Annotated in this window: 19 protein-coding genes and 1 pseudogene; 9 read left to right on the top strand and 11 right to left on the bottom strand. The window is 75.4% G+C overall.

All coding sequences use genetic code 11. The features are described 5' to 3' along the window. Positions 1-107: 107 nt before the first annotated feature. Genes AC3WUG_RS02635 through AC3WUG_RS02605 form a run of 7 tightly spaced genes read right to left on the bottom strand, consistent with a single transcriptional unit; the run spans position 108 to position 10,533 of the window. Positions 108-902, bottom strand: coding sequence for an endonuclease/exonuclease/phosphatase family protein (locus AC3WUG_RS02635; protein ID WP_492326222.1), 795 nt, complete (start codon positions 900-902; stop codon positions 108-110). After that, entirely contained in the window at positions 899-4,300 is a 3,402-nt protein-coding gene (locus AC3WUG_RS02630) for a hypothetical protein (RefSeq protein ID WP_492326221.1), read from the bottom strand. Before AC3WUG_RS02630 ends, AC3WUG_RS02635 begins: the two co-directional genes overlap by 4 nt. Beyond that, complete coding sequence (locus tag AC3WUG_RS02625; RefSeq protein ID WP_492326220.1) at positions 4,293-5,138, bottom strand: hypothetical protein; 846 nt, start codon at positions 5,136-5,138, stop codon at positions 4,293-4,295. Before AC3WUG_RS02625 ends, AC3WUG_RS02630 begins: the two co-directional genes overlap by 8 nt. Beyond that, positions 5,135-7,387 carry an exo-beta-d-1,3/1,6-glucosidase gene (locus AC3WUG_RS02620; RefSeq protein ID WP_492326219.1) on the bottom strand — a complete coding sequence of 751 codons (2,253 nt, stop codon included), beginning with the start codon at positions 7,385-7,387 and terminating at the stop codon, positions 5,135-5,137. Before AC3WUG_RS02620 ends, AC3WUG_RS02625 begins: the two co-directional genes overlap by 4 nt. A gap of 7 nt (positions 7,388-7,394) precedes the next feature. Next, a complete protein-coding gene (locus tag AC3WUG_RS02615) occupies positions 7,395-8,297 on the bottom strand; it encodes a carbohydrate ABC transporter permease (RefSeq protein ID WP_492326218.1) in 903 nt (300 codons plus the stop codon). Between the two features lie 2 nt (positions 8,298-8,299). Next, positions 8,300-9,250 carry a carbohydrate ABC transporter permease gene (locus AC3WUG_RS02610; RefSeq protein WP_492326217.1) on the bottom strand — a complete coding sequence of 317 codons (951 nt, stop codon included), beginning with the start codon at positions 9,248-9,250 and terminating at the stop codon, positions 8,300-8,302. Next, positions 9,247-10,533, bottom strand: a complete 1,287-nt coding sequence (locus AC3WUG_RS02605) for an extracellular solute-binding protein (protein WP_492326216.1) — start codon at positions 10,531-10,533, stop codon at positions 9,247-9,249. Before AC3WUG_RS02605 ends, AC3WUG_RS02610 begins: the two co-directional genes overlap by 4 nt. A gap of 187 nt (positions 10,534-10,720) precedes the next feature. Between AC3WUG_RS02605 and AC3WUG_RS02600 the strand changes: the two genes are divergently transcribed. After that, entirely contained in the window at positions 10,721-11,809 is a 1,089-nt protein-coding gene (locus tag AC3WUG_RS02600; RefSeq protein ID WP_492326215.1) for a LacI family DNA-binding transcriptional regulator, read from the top strand. Between the two features lie 3 nt (positions 11,810-11,812). Here AC3WUG_RS02600 and AC3WUG_RS02595 read toward each other — a convergent pair whose 3' ends face one another. Further along, complete coding sequence (locus AC3WUG_RS02595) at positions 11,813-12,583, bottom strand: ParA family protein (protein ID WP_492326214.1); 771 nt, start codon at positions 12,581-12,583, stop codon at positions 11,813-11,815. Between the two features lie 100 nt (positions 12,584-12,683). On the opposite strand from AC3WUG_RS02595, the gene AC3WUG_RS02590 reads away from it, so the two are divergent. Then, positions 12,684-13,370 carry an MBL fold metallo-hydrolase gene (locus tag AC3WUG_RS02590; RefSeq protein ID WP_492326213.1) on the top strand — a complete coding sequence of 229 codons (687 nt, stop codon included), beginning with the start codon at positions 12,684-12,686 and terminating at the stop codon, positions 13,368-13,370. A gap of 12 nt (positions 13,371-13,382) precedes the next feature. Here AC3WUG_RS02590 and AC3WUG_RS02585 read toward each other — a convergent pair whose 3' ends face one another. Both AC3WUG_RS02585 and AC3WUG_RS02580 read right to left on the bottom strand, forming a co-directional pair. Continuing rightward, positions 13,383-14,387, bottom strand: coding sequence for a LacI family DNA-binding transcriptional regulator (locus AC3WUG_RS02585; RefSeq protein WP_492326212.1), 1,005 nt, complete (start codon positions 14,385-14,387; stop codon positions 13,383-13,385). Between the two features lie 67 nt (positions 14,388-14,454). Continuing rightward, positions 14,455-14,622: a hypothetical protein gene (locus tag AC3WUG_RS02580; protein WP_492326211.1), complete on the bottom strand. Its 168-nt coding sequence runs from the start codon at positions 14,620-14,622 to the stop codon at positions 14,455-14,457. Between the two features lie 227 nt (positions 14,623-14,849). Between AC3WUG_RS02580 and AC3WUG_RS02575 the strand changes: the two genes are divergently transcribed. Continuing rightward, complete coding sequence (locus AC3WUG_RS02575) at positions 14,850-15,983, top strand: AI-2E family transporter (RefSeq protein WP_492326210.1); 1,134 nt, start codon at positions 14,850-14,852, stop codon at positions 15,981-15,983. A gap of 17 nt (positions 15,984-16,000) precedes the next feature. On the opposite strand, the gene AC3WUG_RS02570 is transcribed toward AC3WUG_RS02575, so the two are convergent. After that, positions 16,001-16,738: a class I SAM-dependent DNA methyltransferase gene (locus tag AC3WUG_RS02570; protein WP_492326209.1), complete on the bottom strand. Its 738-nt coding sequence runs from the start codon at positions 16,736-16,738 to the stop codon at positions 16,001-16,003. A gap of 110 nt (positions 16,739-16,848) precedes the next feature. On the opposite strand from AC3WUG_RS02570, the gene AC3WUG_RS02565 reads away from it, so the two are divergent. The 6 genes and pseudogenes from AC3WUG_RS02565 to AC3WUG_RS02540 all read left to right on the top strand — a co-directional run bounded on the left by AC3WUG_RS02565 (position 16,849) and on the right by AC3WUG_RS02540 (position 20,404). Then, complete coding sequence (locus tag AC3WUG_RS02565; RefSeq protein WP_218705208.1) at positions 16,849-17,184, top strand: cupin domain-containing protein; 336 nt, start codon at positions 16,849-16,851, stop codon at positions 17,182-17,184. 70 nt (positions 17,185-17,254) lie between these two features. After that, positions 17,255-17,983, top strand: coding sequence for a class I SAM-dependent methyltransferase (locus AC3WUG_RS02560; protein WP_492326208.1), 729 nt, complete (start codon positions 17,255-17,257; stop codon positions 17,981-17,983). A 96-nt stretch (positions 17,984-18,079) separates the two neighbouring features. After that, positions 18,080-18,502: a YciI family protein gene (locus AC3WUG_RS02555; protein WP_492326207.1), complete on the top strand. Its 423-nt coding sequence runs from the start codon at positions 18,080-18,082 to the stop codon at positions 18,500-18,502. After that, positions 18,499-19,774: pseudogene (locus AC3WUG_RS02550) on the top strand (RNA polymerase sigma factor). Before AC3WUG_RS02555 ends, AC3WUG_RS02550 begins: the two are co-directional and overlap by 4 nt. Before the next feature lie 82 nt (positions 19,775-19,856). Next, complete coding sequence (locus AC3WUG_RS02545) at positions 19,857-20,045, top strand: hypothetical protein (RefSeq protein ID WP_492326206.1); 189 nt, start codon at positions 19,857-19,859, stop codon at positions 20,043-20,045. Beyond that, positions 20,042-20,404, top strand: coding sequence for a VOC family protein (locus AC3WUG_RS02540; RefSeq protein WP_492326205.1), 363 nt, complete (start codon positions 20,042-20,044; stop codon positions 20,402-20,404). Before AC3WUG_RS02545 ends, AC3WUG_RS02540 begins: the two co-directional genes overlap by 4 nt.

Here is a 20,404-nt window from a genome sequence, read left to right as displayed (position 1 = left end):
GTGACCGACACGCCGTCGGCGTGTCGGTCACCACGTTCCACTCTCGAGGCTGCGGGTGGGGCGGTGTCGGGCGCGCGGGTGGTGGGTTGGGCCGGCCGGGTCCGGGGTCAGGCCGGGGGCGGGAGGCGGAGGGTCGCCACGACCGGGTCGTGGTCCGACGGGTGGTGGCCGCCCGGGCGGGCGTCGAGCACCGCGTACGACTCGACCACCACGTCGGGGCTCACCAGCACGTGGTCGATCCGCTGCCGGGGTGCGTCCCCGGGGACCGGCGCGTCCGGGTCGAGCAGCTGCGTGAACGTGGTCGGCGGACCGACCGGAGACGTCGCGCTCGTCTCGCGGGCGTCCAGCAACCCACCACCGAGCAGCACCCGGAGCGGCTCCGACCCCGGCTCGGCGTTGAGGTCGCCGGTGAGCACGACCGGGCCGCCCTCGGCGACGACCGCGGCGCGTTCGAGCAGCAGCCGCGCCGACTCGACCCGGGCCCGCGCCCCCTCGTGGTCGAGGTGCGCGTTGAGCAGCGCGAACGTCGACCCGGTCGCGAGGTCGCGGAACCGCGCCCAGGTGCACAGCCGGCGGTACGTCGGCGCGTCCCACCCGGTGCTCGGCACGTCGGGGGTGGGGGAGAGCCAGAAGTCCCCGGTCGCGAGCACCGCCAGGCGCGCGGTCCGGTAGAGGACCGCCGAGTGCTCCCCGGCGGTCCCGCCGTCCCGCGACCGCCCGACGGCGGCGAACCCCGTGCCGTCCGTCAGCGCCGCGAGGTGGGCGGTGGTGCCCTCCTGGGTGCCGAGGACGTCGACGTGGTCCAGCGCCGCGCGGACCAGCGGCGCGCGGTCGTACGTCCGGGTGGCCGGCCAGTGCGCGACCCACAGGTTGTACGTGCCGACGCGCAGCGCCGCCGTCACGGCCGGGTGCCGGCCGGCGTCGTCACCTCGACGACCGACGCGCCGTCGAGCAGCGCCAGGTCGAGCGCGGCGCTCGGCCACCGGTAGGGGTGCGAAACCGGCGTGGTCGGGACGTGCCGGCCGTCGACGCGGACCGCGACGGACGTGGCCGCCGGGTCGACCCGGTACCGCACCGTCCGCCGGGCGCCGGCCAGGTCGAGCGCGACCTCCAGCCCGTCGTCCTCCGCGGCCAGGGTCGGGCCGACGACGAGCACGTCGCGGCGCTCGTCCAGGCCCAGCAGCCCGTGCAGCACCTGGCGCAGGTAGATCCCGGGGCCCGAGGAGTACACCCGCCAGCCGTCGGCGGTGAGCACCTCGCCGGTGCGGAGCAGCTCGAAGTCCCGCGCCGCGGTGTACCGGTCGGGGAAGGCGGCGTCCGACGACGAGGTGTAGCAGGTCCGCTGCCGGGGCAGGGCGCTCGGCACCCGCTCGCGCATCCCGATCGGGGACAGCCGGAGCAGCTCGTCGGCGACGTCCGCCCGCCCGAGCGCGGCCAGCGCCTCGGCCCACCGGATGTGCGCGTGCGCGTACATGAGCCCGACCTCGCGCCCGAAGAAGGCCGCCTGCTCGGCACGCCGGAACGACTCCGTCTCGCCGTCTGCGAACCGGGTCGGCCGGTCCGTCAGCCGCACGCCGTCGGGGAACAGCAGGTGCTCCCGGACGATCGCCTCGTGCCGGTCGGCCTCGTCCTGGTCGAGGACCCCGGCGAGCACGAGCTGCGTCATCGGGATCAGTCGGTAGGTCAGGCCGGTGGACGTGTCGCGCGGGTGGATGACCGGGGTCGCCACGCCGTCGACGACCGTGACGAACCCGGCCGCGACCCCGTCCGGCAGCATGTGCCGGCGCAGGTCCGCCGCGATCGCGGACCCGAGCGCGTCCATGCGGGCGACCAGGCCCGCCGCGGCGGGGGCGGCGCGCAGCTGCTCGGCGGCGAGCTCCAGCGCCTGGACGGCGAGCGCAGTGGTCCACGTCGAGGCCATCGACGCGCGCATCTCGGAGCGGGCGGGCTGCAGGGTGTCGTCCCAGTCCCCGTCGCCGTACGCGGGCAGCGAGGTGCCGGGCACCAGGTCGGTCTCCAGGTGCCGGACCAGGGCGTCGAGGTGGTCGGCCACGGTCGCGGGCTCGCCGGTGCGGAACGGCACCGGCGCGTCCAGCACGCCCACGTCGCCCGACGCCCGCAGGTACTGGCCCAGCGCGAACAGCGGCCAGTGCACGACGTCGCCGTGCGCGTGCTCCTGGAGGATCTCGGCGTACGCGTCGAACATGAACCACTGCGGGAACGTGCCGTCGACGGCCTGCGACCCGAGCACCCGCAGCACGACGTCCCGGCAGCCGTCGAGGCGACCCGCGGCCAGCAGCAGCTCGAACGGCCCCTGGCAGACGTCGCGGGTGCCCCACGCCGCGCCCTGGTACTGCTCGAGGCCGTGCGGCACCAGGTAGTGCACGCGCGCGTCGTTCGCCCACCACGGCAGCAGGGTCTCGAGCTCCGCGAGCCGCGAGCCCTCCGCCACGGCGAGCCCGCGGGTCAGTCGGCCGAGGGTGGCGCGGTGGCCCGCCGCCTCGCGCTCGGCGTCGAGCCCGCGCGCCACGACGTCGAGGGCCAGGTCCGCGGCGGCCCGCCCGCCGTCCCGGTCGGCCGTGGTCGCGATCCGCAGCGCCGCGCCCGGGCCGGCGGTGCCGCGCACGGTCACCACCGAGGTCCCGCGCGGCGCCCCGTCCGCGTACAGCGGGTCGTCGCCGGCGATGTCCGCGCCCGGGGTCGCGGCCAGCACGTAGGCGAGGCCGGGGTGGTGCCGGCGCGTGGCGGTGTCCTCGTCGGCCACCAGCACGACCGCGCCGTCCTCCGCACGCGCCTGCCACGCGCCGCCGCCGAGCTCGACCTCGGTGGTGACGAGCACGTCGACGGGGGCCGAGGCGAGCACCTCGAGCAGCAGCGCGTCCCGCGACGCGTCCGCCACCGTGCGCACCTCGAGCCGGACGCCCGGCAGGTCGTAGACCCAGCGGGCCTCCCCGACGTCGAGCACGAACGCCGAGGGGGCCCCGAGCAGCCGCCAGGCGCCGTCGACGTCGACCAGCACCCGGACGCCGTTGGCCCGCAGCAGGTTGAGGTGGTTCCGGTGCACCGTCGTCAGGGTGTCGAAGCTGGTGTTGCCGAGCACGGTGTGCGAGCCGAACACGCCGTGCGCGAAGACGGTGGTCGACAGCACGGCGCGGTCGGGGCTCAGCGAGTCGCCGGCGAGCAGCACGTGGCCGTGCGGGCGCAGCAGGTCGCGGTCCTTCTCCCCCCGGACGACGTGGGCGCCGGCGGGGGTGAAGGACGACAGCACGCGGCCGGTCGCGTCGTGCTCGACGTGCCGGGCGCCGTCCGCCCCGCCGAGCGCCAGCAGGTCGGCGTCCGCGAGCGGCGCGCCACCGAGCAGCGGCGCGGTGGCCAGCAGGGAGCGCGCGGCGGCGGAGTCGACCGGGACGCCGCCCCCGCCGGCCGCGGCCGCCGCGTCGGCCAGCGCCACCAGCGCGGGCACCTCGGCCTCGACGTCGGGCAGCGCGGCGAGCACGGCGCCGCGGCGGTCGTCCCAGTACCGGCCCACGACGTGCAGGACCAGCGGCTCGGCCAGCGTCGAGGCCCGGGACAGCAGCCCCGCCATCGCCATCTCGTGCTGCCGGACCCGGTCGGGCCACGGGGCCCCGGACAGGAACGCCGGGGTGACGCCGGCGCGCGCCGGGGGCCCGTAGAGGTCGAACCCGTCGGTCCCGGCGGCGACGGAGCCCTCGGCGATCGCGAGCGCGAACAGCGGCAGCGCGGGGGCCGAGGTCATCGTCTGCCGGGACAGCACCACCGTGCCCAGCGCCGCGGACTCCGCGAGCCGGTGCGCCACGTACTGCGAGACGTACGGCTCGGAGGAGGAGGCGGCCTGCTCCGGCGCGAGCGAGAGGTCCTGCGTGGCGGCGACGTCCCACGTCGCGCCCTCCGCGCCGTCCTCGGAGCGCGAGAGCGCGATCCGCCACACCAGCGCCGTCCGCGCGGGGTCGAGCGCCAGGTCGACGGTCCACGCCGCGCCGAGGCCCGCGCCCGTCCACCGCACGGCGCCCTCGCCGGCCCGCCAGGACGCGCCCGACCGGCTGCCGGTCAGCGGTACGTGCGTGACCGTCCCGTCGGCACCGGTCCGGCGCAGGAACGGCCCGGCGATCCCGGCGTCGTGCGCGCCGATCCGGTACTGGTTGATCAGGCGCCCGCCGGGCGCGGTGATCCCGGCGACGTCGCCGGCGGGCGTGATCCGGACGGCGAGGCCGCCGCCGGCCTCGACCGTGCGGGTGCGGTCGGTGCGGTCCCGGTGCAGGCGGGTCAGGGTGTCAGACATGGTGGGAGTCCCCGGGGTCGAGCGGTCGGGTGGTCGTCGTCGGGCGCAGGAACCGCGCGACCGCGTCGCGCAGCATCCCCGCGGTGGTGCGGTACCAGAGCCACACCCACACGCCTCCGATCAGGACGAGGAGCAGGTCGGAGGCCGCAGCCGCGACGGCGACCGCCCCGGCCAGGAGCGCGAGCGTCCCCAGCGAGGCGCGCCACCGCGCGACGAGGTAGTAGGCGCCCGCCTGCCAGGCGGCGGCGAGCGGGAGGCGGAAGAACGTGCGCAGCGCGAGCGCGTGCAGCGCCACGAGCACCAGCAGCACGGCGGCGCCCGGCGCGAGCCCGGCGACCAGCGCGGGGACGCCGGAGGACCGGGCGCCCGCGCCGACGACCGCGACCAGGCCGGCGACCAGGCACACCGGCGCCGAGACGGCGAGCGCCTCGCGCCAGCCGAGCCGGTAGCCGCGGCCGAACGCCCGCGGCAGCGGGACGCCCGGATCGACGTAGTGCTGGCGCACCGCGTACAGCCCGGCCGACAGCGCGGGACCCGCCGGGACGGCCGCGAGCGCGACCAGCCAGGCGAGCGACGGGTCCGGGCGCAGCAGCAGCGCGAGCGCGACCAGCGGCAGGTTCGCCGCGGCGAGCAGGGCCGACAGCCCGGCGCCCCAGGCGAACCCGGCCACGGCGCGCCCGAACGGGCCGTCGCCCACCTCGTCGCCGCGGCGGCCCGGGTGGGCGTCGTCGCGGTCGCGGGGCGTGACCGGGAAGGTCGCCGGGTCGACCGGGCGCGCGAGGTCGTCGGCCGGTGTCGGGTCGTCGGACCATCCGGCGACCGCGTCAGCGGCGCTCACGCGCCCGCCCCGTCCGTCACCCGGAACGACGCGCGCACCAGGTCCCGCGGCCGGCTGCTCGGGCCGACGAGCAGCTCGAAGTCCCCGGGCTCCACCACGCGGCGCCCGGCGGCGTCCACGATCGAGCAGTCCGCCGCCGGCAGCACGAGCGGCACCGTGACGGACTCGCCCGGCGCGAGCGCGACCTGGGTGAACGCCTTCAGCTCCCGGTCCGCCCAGGACGCCGACGTCACGAGATCCCGGACGTACACCTGCACCGTCTCCAGCGCGGGCCGCCCGCCGGTGTTGGTCACCGTCACGCGCGCCCGGACGGTGCCGTCGACGGGCACCTCGGCGGTGTCGACCACGAGGTCGGCGTACTCGACGGTCGTGTACGACAGACCCTCGCCGAACGCGAACGCCGGGTCCTGCGTGAGGTCGGCGTACCGCACCCCGTGCTGGCCCCGGACCTGGTTGTAGTAGATCGGCTGCTGCCCGACGTGCCGGGCGAACGAGATCGGCAGCCGCCCGCTGGGCTCGATCCGCCCGAGCAGCAGGTCCGCCAGCGCGCGCCCGCCGGTCATGCCGGGGTGCGCCGTCCAGACCAGCGCGTCCGCCGCGAGGGCGGCGGGCGGCAGCACCAGCGGCTTCGAGGCCTGCAGCACGACGACGAGCGGCGTCCCGGTGGCCGCGACGGCCTCCAGCAGCGCCACCTGCCCGCCCAGCAGCTCCAGCGTCGCGGTCGAGGTGCCCTCGCCGACCAGCTCGATCCGGTCGCCGACCACCGCCACGACCACGTCGGCGTCCCTTGCCGCCGCGACCGCCGCCTCGAGCTGGTCGGGGTCGACCGGCGCCGGCGCCACGACCTGCGGCCGGGGCTGCCCGTCCGGGAAGTACGGGCCCTCGGGGTCGTCCTCGTGCGTGAGGATGTCGGCGCCGGGGGAGTAGGTGACCGTCCAGCCGTCCGGCACCCCGTCGCGGAGACCGTCGAGCACGGTGGTGATCATGTCGCGGGGCTGCCCGTGCGCCATCCACGCGACCTGGCCCGAGGACCCGGCCCAGTCGCCGAGCTGGGTCTGCGGGTCGTCCGCGAGCGGGCCGACGACGGCGACCCGCTGCGGACGCTCCTCGGTCGCCCCGCCCGCCAGCGGCAGCACGCCGGAGTTCCGCAGCAGCACCAGCGACCGCCGGGTCAGCTCCAGGTTGAGGTCCTGGTGCGACCCGACGACCGCGGCCATCGTCGCGGGGTCCGGCCGGCGGCGGTCCTCGAACAGCCCGAGCTCGAACTTGAGCGTGAGGATCCGGGACACCGCCGCGTCGAGGTCGGCCTCCGCGACGAGCCCGCGGGCCACCGCCTCCTGCGCGCCCTCGAAGAACCCGGCGGTCGTCATGATCATGTCGTTGCCCGCCCGGACCGCCGCGGCGGACGCGTGCACGTGGTCGGGCTGCACCTGCTGCTCCCAGACCATGCGCCCGACGTTGTCCCAGTCGGTCACGAGCATGCCGGTGTAGCCCCACTCGCCGCGCAGCACGTCGGAGAGCAGCCAGTCGTTGACGGTGATCGGGACCCCGTCGATCGTCTGGTAGCCGAGCATGAACGTGCCGCAGCCCTCGCGGGCCACCCGCTCGAACGGCGGCAGGAACCAGGACCGGAGCTTCCGGGGCGACAGGTCCGCCTCGGACGCGTCCCGGCCGCCCTGGGTCTCGGAGTACCCCGCGAAGTGCTTGGCGGTCGCGAGCACCGCCGTCGGGTCCGCGAGGCCGGTCCCCTGGTACCCGCGGACCGCGGCGCTGCCGAGCTCGCCGATGAGGAACGGGTCCTCGCCGAACGTCTCGTCCACGCGTCCCCACCGCAGGTCCCGGGCGACGCACAGCACCGGGGAGAAGGTCCAGTGCAGGCCGGTCGCGGCGGCCTCGACCGCGGTGGCGCGCGCCATCCGCTCGACCAGCGCGGGCGACCAGGTCGCCGCCATGCCGAGCTGGGTCGGGAAGATCGTCGCGCCGTCGCAGAACGAGTGGCCGTGGATGGCGTCGTCGCCGACCAGCAGCGGGATCCGCAGCCGGGTCTGCTCGGTGAGGTCGTGCGCCTCGGCCACCAGCTCGGGCGTCGGGTGCAGGATCGAGCCGACGTGCTTCTCCAGCACCTGCTCCTTCAGGCCGTCCGGGGCCGAGAGCTGCATCATCTGCCCGACCTTCTCGGCGAGCGTCATGCGCGCGAGCAGGTCGGCGACGCGGTCGGCGACGGGCAGGGCGGGGTCCAGGTAGTCCACGGTGCTCCTACTTGATGCCGGTCATGGCGATGCCCTGCACGAAGTGCTTCTGCATGGCGATGAACACCGCGAGGACCGGCACGATGATGAGGACGGAGCCGGCCATCTGGAGGCCGAACTCGGCGCCCTTGTCGCCGGTCGGGCTGGTGTACAGCGCGAGGGCGACGGGCAGGGTGTACAGCGAGTCGCGCTGGGACACGATGAGCGGCCACAGGAAGCCGTTCCACGAGCCCATGAAGGTGAAGATCGCGAGCGTCGCCAGCGGCGCGCGGCACAGCGGCATCACGATCCGCGCGAAGATCCGGAACTCGCCGGCGCCGTCGATGCGCGCCGCGTCGAGCAGGGAGTCGGGGATCTCCAGCATGAACTGCCGCATGAGGAAGACGCCGAACGCGCCGACCATGCCGGGCAGGATCATGCCCCAGTAGGTGCCGACCATGTTGAGGTTCGCGACCAGCACGAACTGCGGGATCAGCGTGACGATGCCCGGCACGAACATGGTCCCCAGCACGACGGTGATGAGCACCTTCTTGCCCGGGAACTCCAGCTTGGCGAGCGCCCAGCCGACCATCGAGCAGAACAGCAGCGTGGTGGCGACCGAGACGACGGCCAGGAACACCGAGTTGACGAAGTACCGCGTCATGTCGAACTCGAAGAACCAGGCGCGGAAGTTGTCGAGCGTCGGCGCCTGCGGCCACCAGGTGATGGGCCGGCGCATGATCTCGGCGTTGGTCTTGAACGCGCCGAGGATCATCCAGACGAACGGCAGCAGGGTCCCGGCGAGGCCGACCGACAGGACGGCGAGCAGGGCGATCCGGCCCGGCGTGGGGCGGCGGCGACGGCGCTGCCGCACGACGGGCGCGATCGGCACGGCGGTCGTCGCCGGCGCGAGGGGGGTCGAGGTGCTCATGGTCATGTCCTCTGCCGGAAGAACCGGAACTGGATGATGGCGAAGATGCTGATGATCGCGAACAGCCCGTACGCGCCGGCCGCGCCCACGGAGTAGTTGCCCCACTGGAACTGGTTGAACACGTACAGCGCGATGGACGTCGTCGACTGCAGCGGACCGCCGTTGGTCATGACGAACGGCTCGTCGAAGAACTGCATGAAGCCGGTCGTGGTGAGGATCGCGTTGAGCAGGATCGTCGGCATCATCATCGGGATGGTGATGCGGAAGAACCGCTGGACCGTCGAGGCGCCGTCCATCATCGCCGCCTCCTTGACGTCGGAGGGGATGGCCTGCAGGCCCGCGAGGAAGATCACCATGCTCGAGCCGATGCTGCGCCACACGGCCATGAGCGTCAGGGCCGGCAGCGCGGTGCGGGTGTCGCCGAGCCAGTTCGGCCCGTCGATGCCGATGTCGGCGAGCAGCGAGTTGATGAGGCCGTTCGGCTGGTACATGATCCGCCACACCACCGCGACGGCGACGATCGTCGTCACCACGGGCGTGTAGTAGCCGACCCGGAAGAACGTCGCGGCGCGGCGGCCGAGCGCGTTCAGCATGACCGCGAGCACCAGGGCCGAGAACAGCGACAGCGGGACGCCGACGACCACGAAGCCGAGCGTGTTGCGCAGGGCCCGCAGGAACGTCGTGTCGGACAGCACCTCGGCGAAGTTCCCGAGCCCGACGAAGTCGACGGCGAACGGCGTGCGGATGTCGTTGACCCGCAGGTCGGTGAAGGCCATCCCGAACGAGCTGAGCAGCGGGACGAGCCCGAACACGCCGAACGACAGGACGAACGGCGCGGCGAACAGCCAGGCGACGACGGCGGTCCGGCGGCGCCGGGCGGCCAGGGAGACGCTCTTCCCCGGCCGCCGCGACGTCGCGGGCGGCGTCTGCCGCTCGATGGTGGTGCTGGTCACCAGCCGAAGCCGATCTGGTCGGCCTGGTCCTGGATGGCCTTCGCGGCCTCCTCCGACGTGACCTCGCCGTGCGCGACGCGCTCGGCGTAGATGCCGATCTGCTCGGCGATCTGCGACCACGACGGGTAGCTCGGGGTCTCGACGGTGTTCGGCATCTGCTCCTTGAGCACCGACATCACCGGGCTTTCGTCGATCGGCGCGTACTCGGCCGACTCGACGCGGGACGGGAACGAGCCCGCGAGGTCGAACAGCGACTTCTGCTGCGCGTCCTCGAGCAGCCACTGCAGGAACAGCCAGGAGGAGTCCTGGTTGTCGGACGACGCGAACACGCCGAGGTTGCCGCCGCCGATGTACGAGTCGTTGTTCGCGGAGCCCGCCGGCAGCGGGACGTAGCCGATCGAGTCCTCGGTGAAGCCCTCGGGCGCGGCGCCGGTGTCGATCAGGTCCTGGTACGTGCCGACCATCCACGGGCCCGAGATCAGCAGCGGGGAGCCGCCGTTCTCGAACGTGGCCTCGGTCTCGGAGAGCGGCGCCTCGCCGCGGTCGAAGAAGCCCTTGTAGAAGTCGAGCGCCTCGACGAACTCGGGGGTGTCGAACGTCCAGGAGTCGCCGTCGCTGACCGCGCCGCCGGCCTGCGACACGAACGGCACGATGACCTGCGCCGGGTTCTCGATCGGGCGGGGGAGGCTCAGCCCGAACTCGCCGCCGGGGCGGGCGGCGAGCGCGCCGCTGAGCTCCTCGAGCTCGTCCCAGGTGGTCGGGGCGTCGTAGCCGAGCTCGGCCGCCAGGTCCGCGCGGTAGAACAGGAACCGGGTCTCGACGTACCAGGGCACCGAGTACTGCGCGTCCTCGCCGGTCACGGACGCGACCGCGGCGGGGTAGAAGTCGTCCTCGTCGAACACGCCCTCGGGGACCGGCGCGAGGCCGCCCATGGCGATGACCGAGGCGGTCTGGTCGGCGCCGGTCATCACGATGTCCGGGCCCGTGCCCGAGGCCACCGCCGTCTGGTTCATCGTGATGATCTCGCCCCAGGGCACCTCGGTGACCTTGATCGAGGCGTCCGGGTTGTCCTCGGTGAACTGCTCGCCGAGGGTGCGCAGCGCGTCGCCGTTGCCGGCCGCGGCCCAGATCTCGATCTCCCCGGTGGCCTCCTCGGCGACCGAGCCGGCCTCGGCGGAGCCGCCACCGGCGTCGTCCGACCGGCCGCAGGCCGCGACCGGCGCGAGCGCCAGGGTGGTGACGGTGGCGGCGACGAGGGCGCGCCGCACGGTACGTCGGGTCATGTGTTCCTCCTTGAACGGGCGTCTGCGCCCGCGCCACGGCGCGCGGGTCGGCCTGCGCCAGCGCTGGCTCGAATGCGTGTAATGCGCATTACAAGAACCGGAATCTAAGCGTGTAGACTGGCGCTGTCAACCCGGTCCTGGGCGCGGCGCACCCGCTCGCCGCCACTCGCCGTCGAGGAGTTCCCGCGTGGCCCGCCGACCCACCGTGTACGACGTCGCCGAGCGCGCCGGGGTGTCCATCACGACCGTCTCGTTCGCGTTCCGGCAGCCCGGGCGCGTCGCCGCCGGCACCCGCCGGGCGGTCATGGACGCCGCCCGCGAGCTCGGCTACGTCCCGTCCGCCAGCGCCCGCGGCCTCGCCCACGGGGCCACCGGGGCGTTCGGCCTGTACTCGTTCGACATGATGCTGGCCGACGCCGACGGGGCCGCCGCGCCGGTGCCGCTCGAGGCCGCGGCCGTCCCCGAGGGCGACCCGCGGGTGTTCCCGCTCTACGTCGACGAGGTCGAGCGCGGCTTCGCGCTGGAGTGCCGGGAGAACGGGCGCGCCCTGCTGCTGGCCTCCGGCGCGCCCAGTGGCGCCGCGATGTACGACATCGCCGGGCGGGTGGACGGGCTCGCGATCTTCCCGGGCACCCACAGCCTGGACGCGGTGCACGCCATCGCGCAGTCGGTCCCGCTGGTCGCGTTCAACACGCCCGGCACGGACGCGTCGTTCAGCCACGTCGCGGTCGACAACCGCGCGGCGATGACCGGCCTGGTCGAGCACCTGGTGCGCGTGCACGGCGTGCGCGACCTGGCGTTCGTCGGGGAGGGGTCGATGTACGACTTCGCCGAGCGGCTCGCCGGGTTCCGGGACGCGGTCGCGGCGCTGCTGCCGGACCGTCCCGCGCCCGGCCCCGGGCACGAGGGGCTGGCATCCACCGAGTGGCTCGCCGCGCTCACCGACCTGGCCGCCGCCGACCGGCTCCCGGAGGCGCTGGTCTGCCAGAGCGACCAGGCGGCGCTCGTGGTGCTCGACGTGCTCGCGGAGCACGGCGTCGACGTGCCGGGGCGGGTCCGGGTGACGGGGTTCGACGGCATCCTCGCCGGCCGGCTCACGACACCCGCGCTCACGACGGTGCGGCAGCCGTTCGAGCACATGGGGCGCACCGCCGTGCAGCTGCTGCAGGAGCGGGTCGCGGACCCCGGCGCCGCGTCGCAGTTCCGGACGCTGCCGACCCGGCTGATCCCGCGCGCCAGCTGCGGCTGCGCGGGCGGGGCGCCCGCCGCGGGCTGAGCGTCAGGTGCGCGGCGCCCGCAGCGCGCGGTCCAGCAGCTCCTCGAACGCCCCCGCGACCTCGCGCGCGCCGGCGCCCGGCCACGCGTGCACCGGCTGCGCCGCGCCCTGCGCCTGCTGCAGCGCCGCGCGCTCGGGCACGAAGGGCGTGAGCACCAGGGGGCCGTACAGCCCGCGCAGCTCGTCGAGCCGGAACGCCTGCTCGACCGACCGCGCCTTGACCCGGTTCACGACCACGCCCAGCGGCTGGAGCTGACCCGCGGGACCGCGGCGGAGGTCGTCGATGGTCCTCATCGCGCGCCCGACCGCCGTGACCGAGAACAGCCCGGGCTCGGTCACGACGACCGCGCGGTCGCAGGCCGTCAGGCCGGTGCGGGTCAGGCCGCCGAGCGACGGCGGGCAGTCGACCAGGACCAGGTCGTAGTCGTGCACCCAGGCCAGGGCGAACCGCAGCCGGTCGACGTCCGCGTCCGCGCCGTCGTAGGCGTCGTGCCGCGAGGACGCGGCCGAGCCGACCAGCACGTCCAGGCCGGCCTCGGCCCAGGCGCTGGGCGCCGTGGCGGCGGCGATCGTCTCCGCGGTGGGGGAGTCGAGCACCCCGGCGACGTCGGCCTCGGCGGCGCCGGTCGCCAGCGCGAGCGTGCTGTCGCCCTGCGGGTCGAGGTCCACCACCAGCGTGCGCAGCCCGCGCTCCAGCGCGGCGGACGCCAGCCCGAGCGTCACCGATGTCTTCCCCACGCCGCCCTTGAGCGAGCACACTCCCAGCACCAGCACGGGGCACACGGTAACGGGCCGTCACCGGTTCGCGGAATCACGTCCGCCCCGCCGGACCGCCCGGCTCGACGCCGCGCCCACCTGGGGTGATGCTGACCCCATGACCGACAGCACCCCCGCCCGCGCCACCGAGATCACCCACTGGGGCCACGCCTGCGTCCGCCTGGAGCGCGACGGCAGGCGCCTGGTGCTCGACCCGGGCTCGTTCAGCGACCCGTCCGTCCTCGACGACGCCGACGCGGTCCTCGTCACCCACGACCACGTCGACCACGTGGACGTCGCGCGCCTCGCCGCCGCTCTGGGGGCGCGACCGGGCCTGCTCGTGCGGGCGCCCGCGGGCGTGGTCGCGCAGCTCACCGAGGCCGGCGCGCCCGCGGACCGGGTGCACGCCGCGGCCGACGGGGACGCGTTCGACGCCGCCGGGTTCTCCGTCCGCGCCGTCGGCGAGTGGCACGCCGTGATCCACCCGGACGTGCCCCGCGCGCACAACGTCGCGTACCTGGTCGACGGTGCGCTGCTGCACCCGGGCGACTCGTTCACGCCGCCGCCCGCCGGGACCGCGGTCGACCTGCTGCTGGTGCCGGTCGCCGGGCCGTGGCTCAAGCTCGCCGAGTCGATCGACTACGTCCGGGCCGTGCGGCCGCGGGTGGCCGCGCCGATCCACGACGCGATCCTGTCCGACCCGGGCCGCGCGCTGGCCGACCGCCTGGTCGGCGGCATGGGCGGCGCGGGGGAGTACGTGCGCATCGCCGCGGGCGCCCCGTACACCTGGACCCCGGGCGCCTGACCGGCGTCCGGGTCAGGCCGGCGGGGCGGTCGAGCCGCGGCGGACCAGGGACGTCGGCAGCCGCACGTGCGGGTCCGGCGCCTCGCCGCCGTCGAGCAGCGCGGTGAGCAGCGCGATCGCGGCCGCGCCCATGCGCTGGATCGGCTGGTGCACCGTCGTGAGCGGCGGGTCCGTCTGCGCGGACTCCGGGATGTCGTCGAACCCGATGACCGACAGGTCGCGCGGCACGGCCAGCCCGAGCTCGCGCGCGACCTCGATCGTCGCGATCGCCGAGAGGTCGTTGGCCGCGAACACCGCGGTCGGGCGGTCCGGGAGGCTGAGCAGCTCGCGCGCCGGCTCCCGCGTCGGCTCCTTGCGGTAGTCGCCCTCGCGGACCAGCACCTCGTCGACGGCCACCCCCGCGGCGGCCATCGCCCGCCGGAACCCCTGCTCGCGCAGGCGGGACGACTCCAGGTCGGGACGGCCGCCGACGAACGCGATCCGCCGGTGCCCGAGGCCCAGCAGGTGCTCCGTCCCGAGCACCGCGCCGGCGAGGTTGTCCGAGTCGACGGTCGGCAGGCCGGTCGGGCCGGTGTGCGGGTCGATCGCGACGACCGGCACCCCGGCGTCGGCCTCCACCACGGTCGGGGTGACCAGCACGGCCCCGTCGATCAGGGTGCCGCTGAGCCGCGACAGGTAGCGCCGCTCCCAGCCGGCCCCGCGCCCGTGCAGACCGCCGGTGTAGGCGAGCAGCTCGTAGCCGGAGTCGGAGTCCGCGAGCGCCGCCGCCGCGCCCTTGAGGATCTCGGCGGAGAACGGCTCGAACTCCGCGACCAGGATCCCGAGCACGTGCGTGCGGTGCGACCGGAGGCTGCGCGCGACCAGGCTCGACTCGTACCCGAGCCGGTCGATGACCTCCATGACCCGGGTCGAGGTCGCCTGCGCCACCCCGTACCGGCCGTTGATGACCTTCGACACCGTCGCGACGGAGACGCCCGCGTCCCGCGCCACGTCGGTGATGGTCACTCGCTGCCCCATGCCGGGGATCGTAGCCGCGCGCGGGGCCCGGCCAGGCGCGATCCGCGCCGCCGCCGGTGCGCCGGGGTCAGCGGCGGCGGTCGGCGCCGGTCGCGACGTGCGCCGCGGGGTCCATCGCGAGCCGCAGCGCGACGTCGAGCGGGAGGCGCGTGCGGGCCCGGCTGCGCCGCGCGAGGATCGCGGCGCGCTGCCGGGCGCGGGCGTCGTCGAGGCGGTGCGGTCGGTCCTGGGCCATGCCCCCACTGTGCCCCGGCGCGCTGGCCTGCGGCATCGGCCCCGGGGTGGAGATCCGCGTACGCCGGTCGGTGGACCCGGGTCCCGGTCCCGGCGCCCACGGCGCGCCCGGTCGCGGCCCTGGTCGGCGCCCCGTACCGTCCCCGGCAGACGGACACCGGGAAGGGGTGGGGCGGGCACATGTGGTTCCGACGACGGAGGACGACGGCGCCGAGCGGCGGGGACGCCGTGCGCGCGGCGGAGGTCGCCCGCGACGACGCCGGACGCGGACCGGGCGCCGGCGCGCTGTGGGCGGACGGCTTCGGCCGGATCGGCACCCGCTCCGTGCAGGTCCTGGCGCTCCTGGCCCTGGTCACCGTCGCGGTGTTCGCGATCACCCGGCTGACGCTCGTCGTGGTGCCGGTGCTCATCGCGCTCGTGCTCGCCTCCGCGATCCACCCGCTGGTGTCCTGGCTCCGCCGGCACCGGCTGCCGTCGATCGCCGCCACCTGGATCGCGCTGGTGCTGATCGTCGGCGTGCTCGGCGGCGTCATCACCGCGGTCGTCTACTCGGTGATCCACCAGTGGGACGACCTCGCGGACCAGGCGGTCGCCGGCTTCGGGGAGCTGCAGGACTCGCTGACCGGGCTGCCGATCCAGATCACCGACGACCAGATCGCCGACGCGCGCACCGCGGTGACCGACTTCCTCACGTCGAGCAGCTTCGGCGCGGGCGCCATCGCCGGCGTGTCGGCGACGGCGAACTTCCTCACCGGGTTCGTGCTCATGGTCGTGGTGCTGTTCTTCTTCCTCAAGGACGGCCCGACCATCTGGGAGTTCCTGCTCCGCCCCTTCGAGGGCGAGCGCTACCGCCGCGGGAAGCGCGTCGGCGGGCGCGTCGTGTCGACGATGGGCGGCTACGTGCGCGGCACGGCGATCGTCGCCGCCGTCGACGCGATCGGCATCGGCGTCGGCCTGGTGATCATGGGCGTCCCGCTCGCGATCCCGCTGTCGGTGCTCGTGTTCCTGCTGGCGTTCATCCCGCTCGTGGGCGCGACCCTGGCCGGTGCGCTGGCGGCGCTCGTCACGCTGGTGGCGCTCGGGCCGGTCGAGGCGCTGATCGTGGTCGGCATCGTGATCCTCGTGAACCAGCTGGAGGGCAACTTCCTGCAGCCGGTCGTCATGGCCCGGTCGCTGGCGCTGCACCCGCTGGTGATCCTGGTCGCCCTGACCATCGGCACCGTGCTCGCGGGCATCACCGGCGCCGTGCTCGCTGTGCCGATCGCCGCGTCCATCTGGGGCGCGATCCAGGTGTGGAACGGCCCGCAGGAGCCGGCGCGCCCGGCGCAGCAGAAGCGCCGCGAGGTCACGGAGGGGCGCTGAGGCGGCGGGCCCCGGGCTCAGCCCGGGGTGCGCCAGACCGAGACGTGCGACGTGCTCTCCGCGGTGAACGGGGCCTGCGCGAAGTCCGCCCACCGCTCGGTGCGGCGCAGGCCCGCGATCCGGGCCATCAGGTCCAGCTCCGCCGGCCAGGCGTACCGGTGCGGCGACCGCCCGGTGGTCACCGACCCGTCGGGCTCCACCGTGTAGTGGTGCGACACCAGCCGCTGCTCGGCCACGTCGTACCGGTCGAACCCGAGGTGCGCGTCGCTGACGTCGAACGGCAGCGCCACCTCGCCCGGCGGGAGCCGGCGCAGCTGCGGCACGAACACCTCGCACACGAACGCCCCGCCGGGCTCCAGGTGCCGGGCGGCGTTCTCGAAGCACGCGACCTGGGCGTCCTGGGTCATCAGGTTCGTGATCCCGTTGAACACCAGGTACACGAGCCGGAACCGCCCTGGCGCCGTCGCCGTCGTCATGTCGCCGATCGTCACGGGCACCCGGTCCGCCCCGGGCTTGGCGGCGAGCCGGGCGGCCATCGGCTCGGAAAGCTCGATGCCGGCGACCGGCACCCCGCGGTCGGCCAGCGCCAGCGCGACGCGCCCGGTGCCGACCGCGAGCTCGAGCGCACGCCCGCCGTCGGCGCGCGCCGCCAGGAAGTCCACCGTCGGCCCCAGCACGTCGGGGGCGAACATCGCGGCGCTCGACTCGTCGTAGCGCGCGGCGACCTGCTCGGTCCAGATGTCCTCGTCGGTCACGCCGTCGAGGCTCCCACCGCGGCGACGTGCCGGGCCAGGGAATAGCGGTCGGGCGCGCGGCCGTGTTGAGTAGGACGCGTCACCGACGACGACGCCGGGAGGAGCCCCGCATGGACGTGCACCAGCTCGCGCAGGAGCAGATCGACCTCGCCCACCAGGACCCGCACGGCCGGAGCGCCCAGATCGTGGTGCACGACGGACCGCTCCGGCAGACCGTCATCGCGCTGCGCACCGGCACCCGGCTCGCCGAGCACAACTCGCCGCCCGCGGGCAGCATCCTCGTGCTCCGCGGCACCGTCGCGGTGTCCAGCGCCGAGCGCGTCGACACGCTGCCGACCGGGTTCCTCGCGACGCTCACGCACGACCGGCACGGCGTCGAGGCGCTCAGCGACGCGGCGATCCTGCTCACCACCGTCACGGGGACGGGGGAGCCCTCGCACGGCTGACGCACGCGGTGCGCGTTCACCGGCGGAAAACCGTCGCGCGACCCCGCCGCCCGTCCGTAGCGTGGCGGGCGTGCCCGACCCGATCTTCGCCGACCCGCGCCTCGCCCCGCTCTACGACGTCTTCGACGACGACCGCTCGGACCTCGACCTGTACCGTGCGGTCGCGCGCGAGATCGGCGCGCGCCGGGTGCTCGACGTCGGCTGCGGCACGGGCACGCTCGCCCTGCTGCTCTCGGGCGACGGCCTGGAGGTCGTCGGCGTCGACCCGGCCGGGGCGTCGCTCGACGTCGCGCGCGCCAAGCCCGGTGCCGACCGCGTGACCTGGCTGCACGGCGACGCCACGACGCTGCCACCGCTGGCCGTCGACCTCGCCACGATGACCGGGAACGTCGCCCAGGTGTTCCTGGCCGACGACGACTGGTCCGCCACCCTGCGCGGCATCCGCGACGCGCTCGTCCCGGGCGGCCACCTGGTCCTGGAGACCCGCCGGCCGGAGGCCCGCGCGTGGGAGACCTGGGCCGCGGACGACGGCGCCGGGGCGCGGGACGTGCCCGGCGTGGGGCGGGTCGTGGAGGAGTTCGCCGTGACCGAGGTCGCGTTGCCGCTCGTCTCGTTCCGGTCCGTGTTCCGGTTCCCCGACGGTCGCGAGGTGGCGTCGTCGTCGACGCTGCGGTTCCGGTCGCTGGACGAGGTGCGCGCGTCGCTGTCGGCGGCGGGCCTCGAGGTCGTCGACGTGCGGGGCGCGCCCGACCGGCCGGGGCTGGAGCACGTCGTCCTGGCTCGGCGACCGGCCGGCTGAGGGATCCCGTCGCGCCCGGTGTCGATCCACGGGTTCCCCGTTCGACTCCCGGGTGAGAGGGTCCGGACGAGGACCCGGCACCAGGGAGGCACGACCGTGAAGTACATGCTGATCATGCGCTCGTCGGGGGAGGCGGCGCCCGCCGGCGACGCGACCTCGTACGAGGAATCGATCGAGACGATGAGCCGGTACAACGAGGAGCTGGTCGCGGCCGGCGTGCTCGTCGCGATGGAGGGGCTGTCCGACGACCCGACCGAGAGCGTCGTGGTCGACTACGCGCAGACCCCGCCGGTCGCCACGGACGGCCCGTACGGCGAGGCGAAGGAGCTGTTCGGCGGCTACTGGATCCTCGACGTCGGTTCCCAGGCCGAGGCGGTCGAGTGGGCGAAGCGCGCCCCGCTGTCGTGGCCGGGGGTGAAGGTCGAGGTCCGGCGGATCGCGAGCATCGACGAGTTCCCCCAGGACAACCCGTGGATCCAGCGGGAGCGGGCGTGGCGCGAGGCGACGGGCCAGCTCTGAGCCCGCACCCGTCGGGCGGGGGCCGCGCCGCGGTCGAGGCGGTCTGGCGGACGAGCGCCGCCCGGATCGTCGCGACCCTGGCGCGGTCCACCGGCGACGTCGCCCTCGCCGAGGACGTGGCGCAGGAGGCGCTCGCCGAGGCCCTGGTCGCCTGGCCTCGGGACGGCGTCCCGGCGAACCCGGCGGGCTGGCTGGTGACGGCGGGGCGGCGGCGCGCCGTCGACGCGTTCCGGCGGCGGGCGGCGCTCGACGACCGGTACGCGGCGCTCGCGCGCCAAACAGGGGCGGGTGGCGGCCCGGAGCCGGACGCCGACCTGCTGCACGACCCGGACGCGGTCGGCGACGACGTCCTCGCCCTCATGCTCGTCGCCTGCCACCCGGTGCTGTCCCGCGAGGCGCAGGTGGCGCTGACCCTGCGGGTCGTCGGCGGGCTCACCAGCGAGGAGATCGCGCGGGCGTTCCTGGTCCCGACCACGACCGTGCAGGCCCGGATCACCCGCGCCAAGAAGACGCTCAGCGCCGCCCGGGTGCCGTTCGCCGTGCCGTCGGGCGCGGAGCGGCGCGACCGCCTGGCGTCGGTGCTCGCCGTGGTGTACCTCGTGTTCACCGAGGGGTCGACGGCCACCTCCGGGGACGACCTGCTGCGGCCCGACCTCGCGCGGGAGGGCGTCCGGCTGGCCCGGGTGCTCGCCCACCTCGCCCCGGACGAGCCGGAGGTGCTGGGCCTGCTCGCGCTCCTGGAGCTCACCGCCGCGCGGTTCCCCGCGCGCGTCGCCGACGACGGGTCGGCGGTGCTCCTCGAGGACCAGGACCGTGGCCGGTGGGACCGGGCGGCGATCCGCCGGGGGGCGCGCCGCGCTGGCGGCGGCTGCGCGGGCGGGGAACGGGCTGGGCGCGTACGGGCTGCAGGCGGCGATCGCCGAGTGCCACGCCGTCGCGCCGTCGGTCGCGGCGACCGACTGGGAGCGCGTCGTGCTGCTGTACGACGCGCTCGGCCGGCTCGCGCCCTCGCCGGTCGTGGACCTGAACCGGGCCGTGGCCGTCGCGATGGCCCACGGACCGGCGGCGGGTCTGGTCGTCGTCGACCGGCTCGCCGCCACGGGCGCGCTCGCGGGGTCCCACCTGCTGCCCTCGGTGCGGGGCGAGCTGCTGCGGCGGCTCGGCCGCGACGCCGAGGCGCGGGACGACCTCGCCCGCGCGGCCGCGCTGTGCCCGAACCCGCGGGAGCGACGGGTGCTGCAGGACAAGATCGCGACGCTGCCGGGTGGGTGAGTCCCGGGCGCCCACCCTGTACACGGGCGTCGCCGCGCTGGCAGGCTCGGAGCCGAGACCACCCGACCCGGACGGGGGAGCGATGTCCGACCACGACCCGACCGACACGAGGACGCTCGGCGAGCGGCCCGGCACGGACGACGCCCCGCTCGCCCCGGCGTTCCGCGACGGGCCGTCCCGCACGCCCCGGTCGGCGGGGGCGCTCGTGGCCGAGGCCGTCCCGTTCCTGCTGCTCGCCGCCGTGGTCGTGCTCGTGGTGGCCGGCCGGTGACGGGCCGGGAGCGGGTGCTCGGCATCGGGGGCTACTTCCTGCGGGCGCGGGACCCCGAGGCCCTGACGGCCTGGTACCGGGACCTGCTCGGGATCGACGACGACGCCCACGGCCTCTGGCACCAGGAGGCCGGCCCCACCGTGTTCGCGGCGTTCGACCCGGATACCGACTACTTCGGGTCGCCGCAGCAGACGACGATGCTCAACTTCCGGGTCCGTGACCTCGACGCGATGCTCGGGCAGCTCCGGGAGCGGGGCGCCGACGTGGCCGCGGAGACGCAGGACATGGAGGGGGTCGGGCGGTTCGGCTGGGTCACCGACCCGGAGGGCAACCGCGTCGAGCTGTGGCAGCCGGCGTGA

Source organism: Cellulomonas sp. EB106-03-03-XG116 (assembly GCF_058792015.1).
This window is presented reverse-complemented; position numbering and strand designations above follow the sequence as displayed.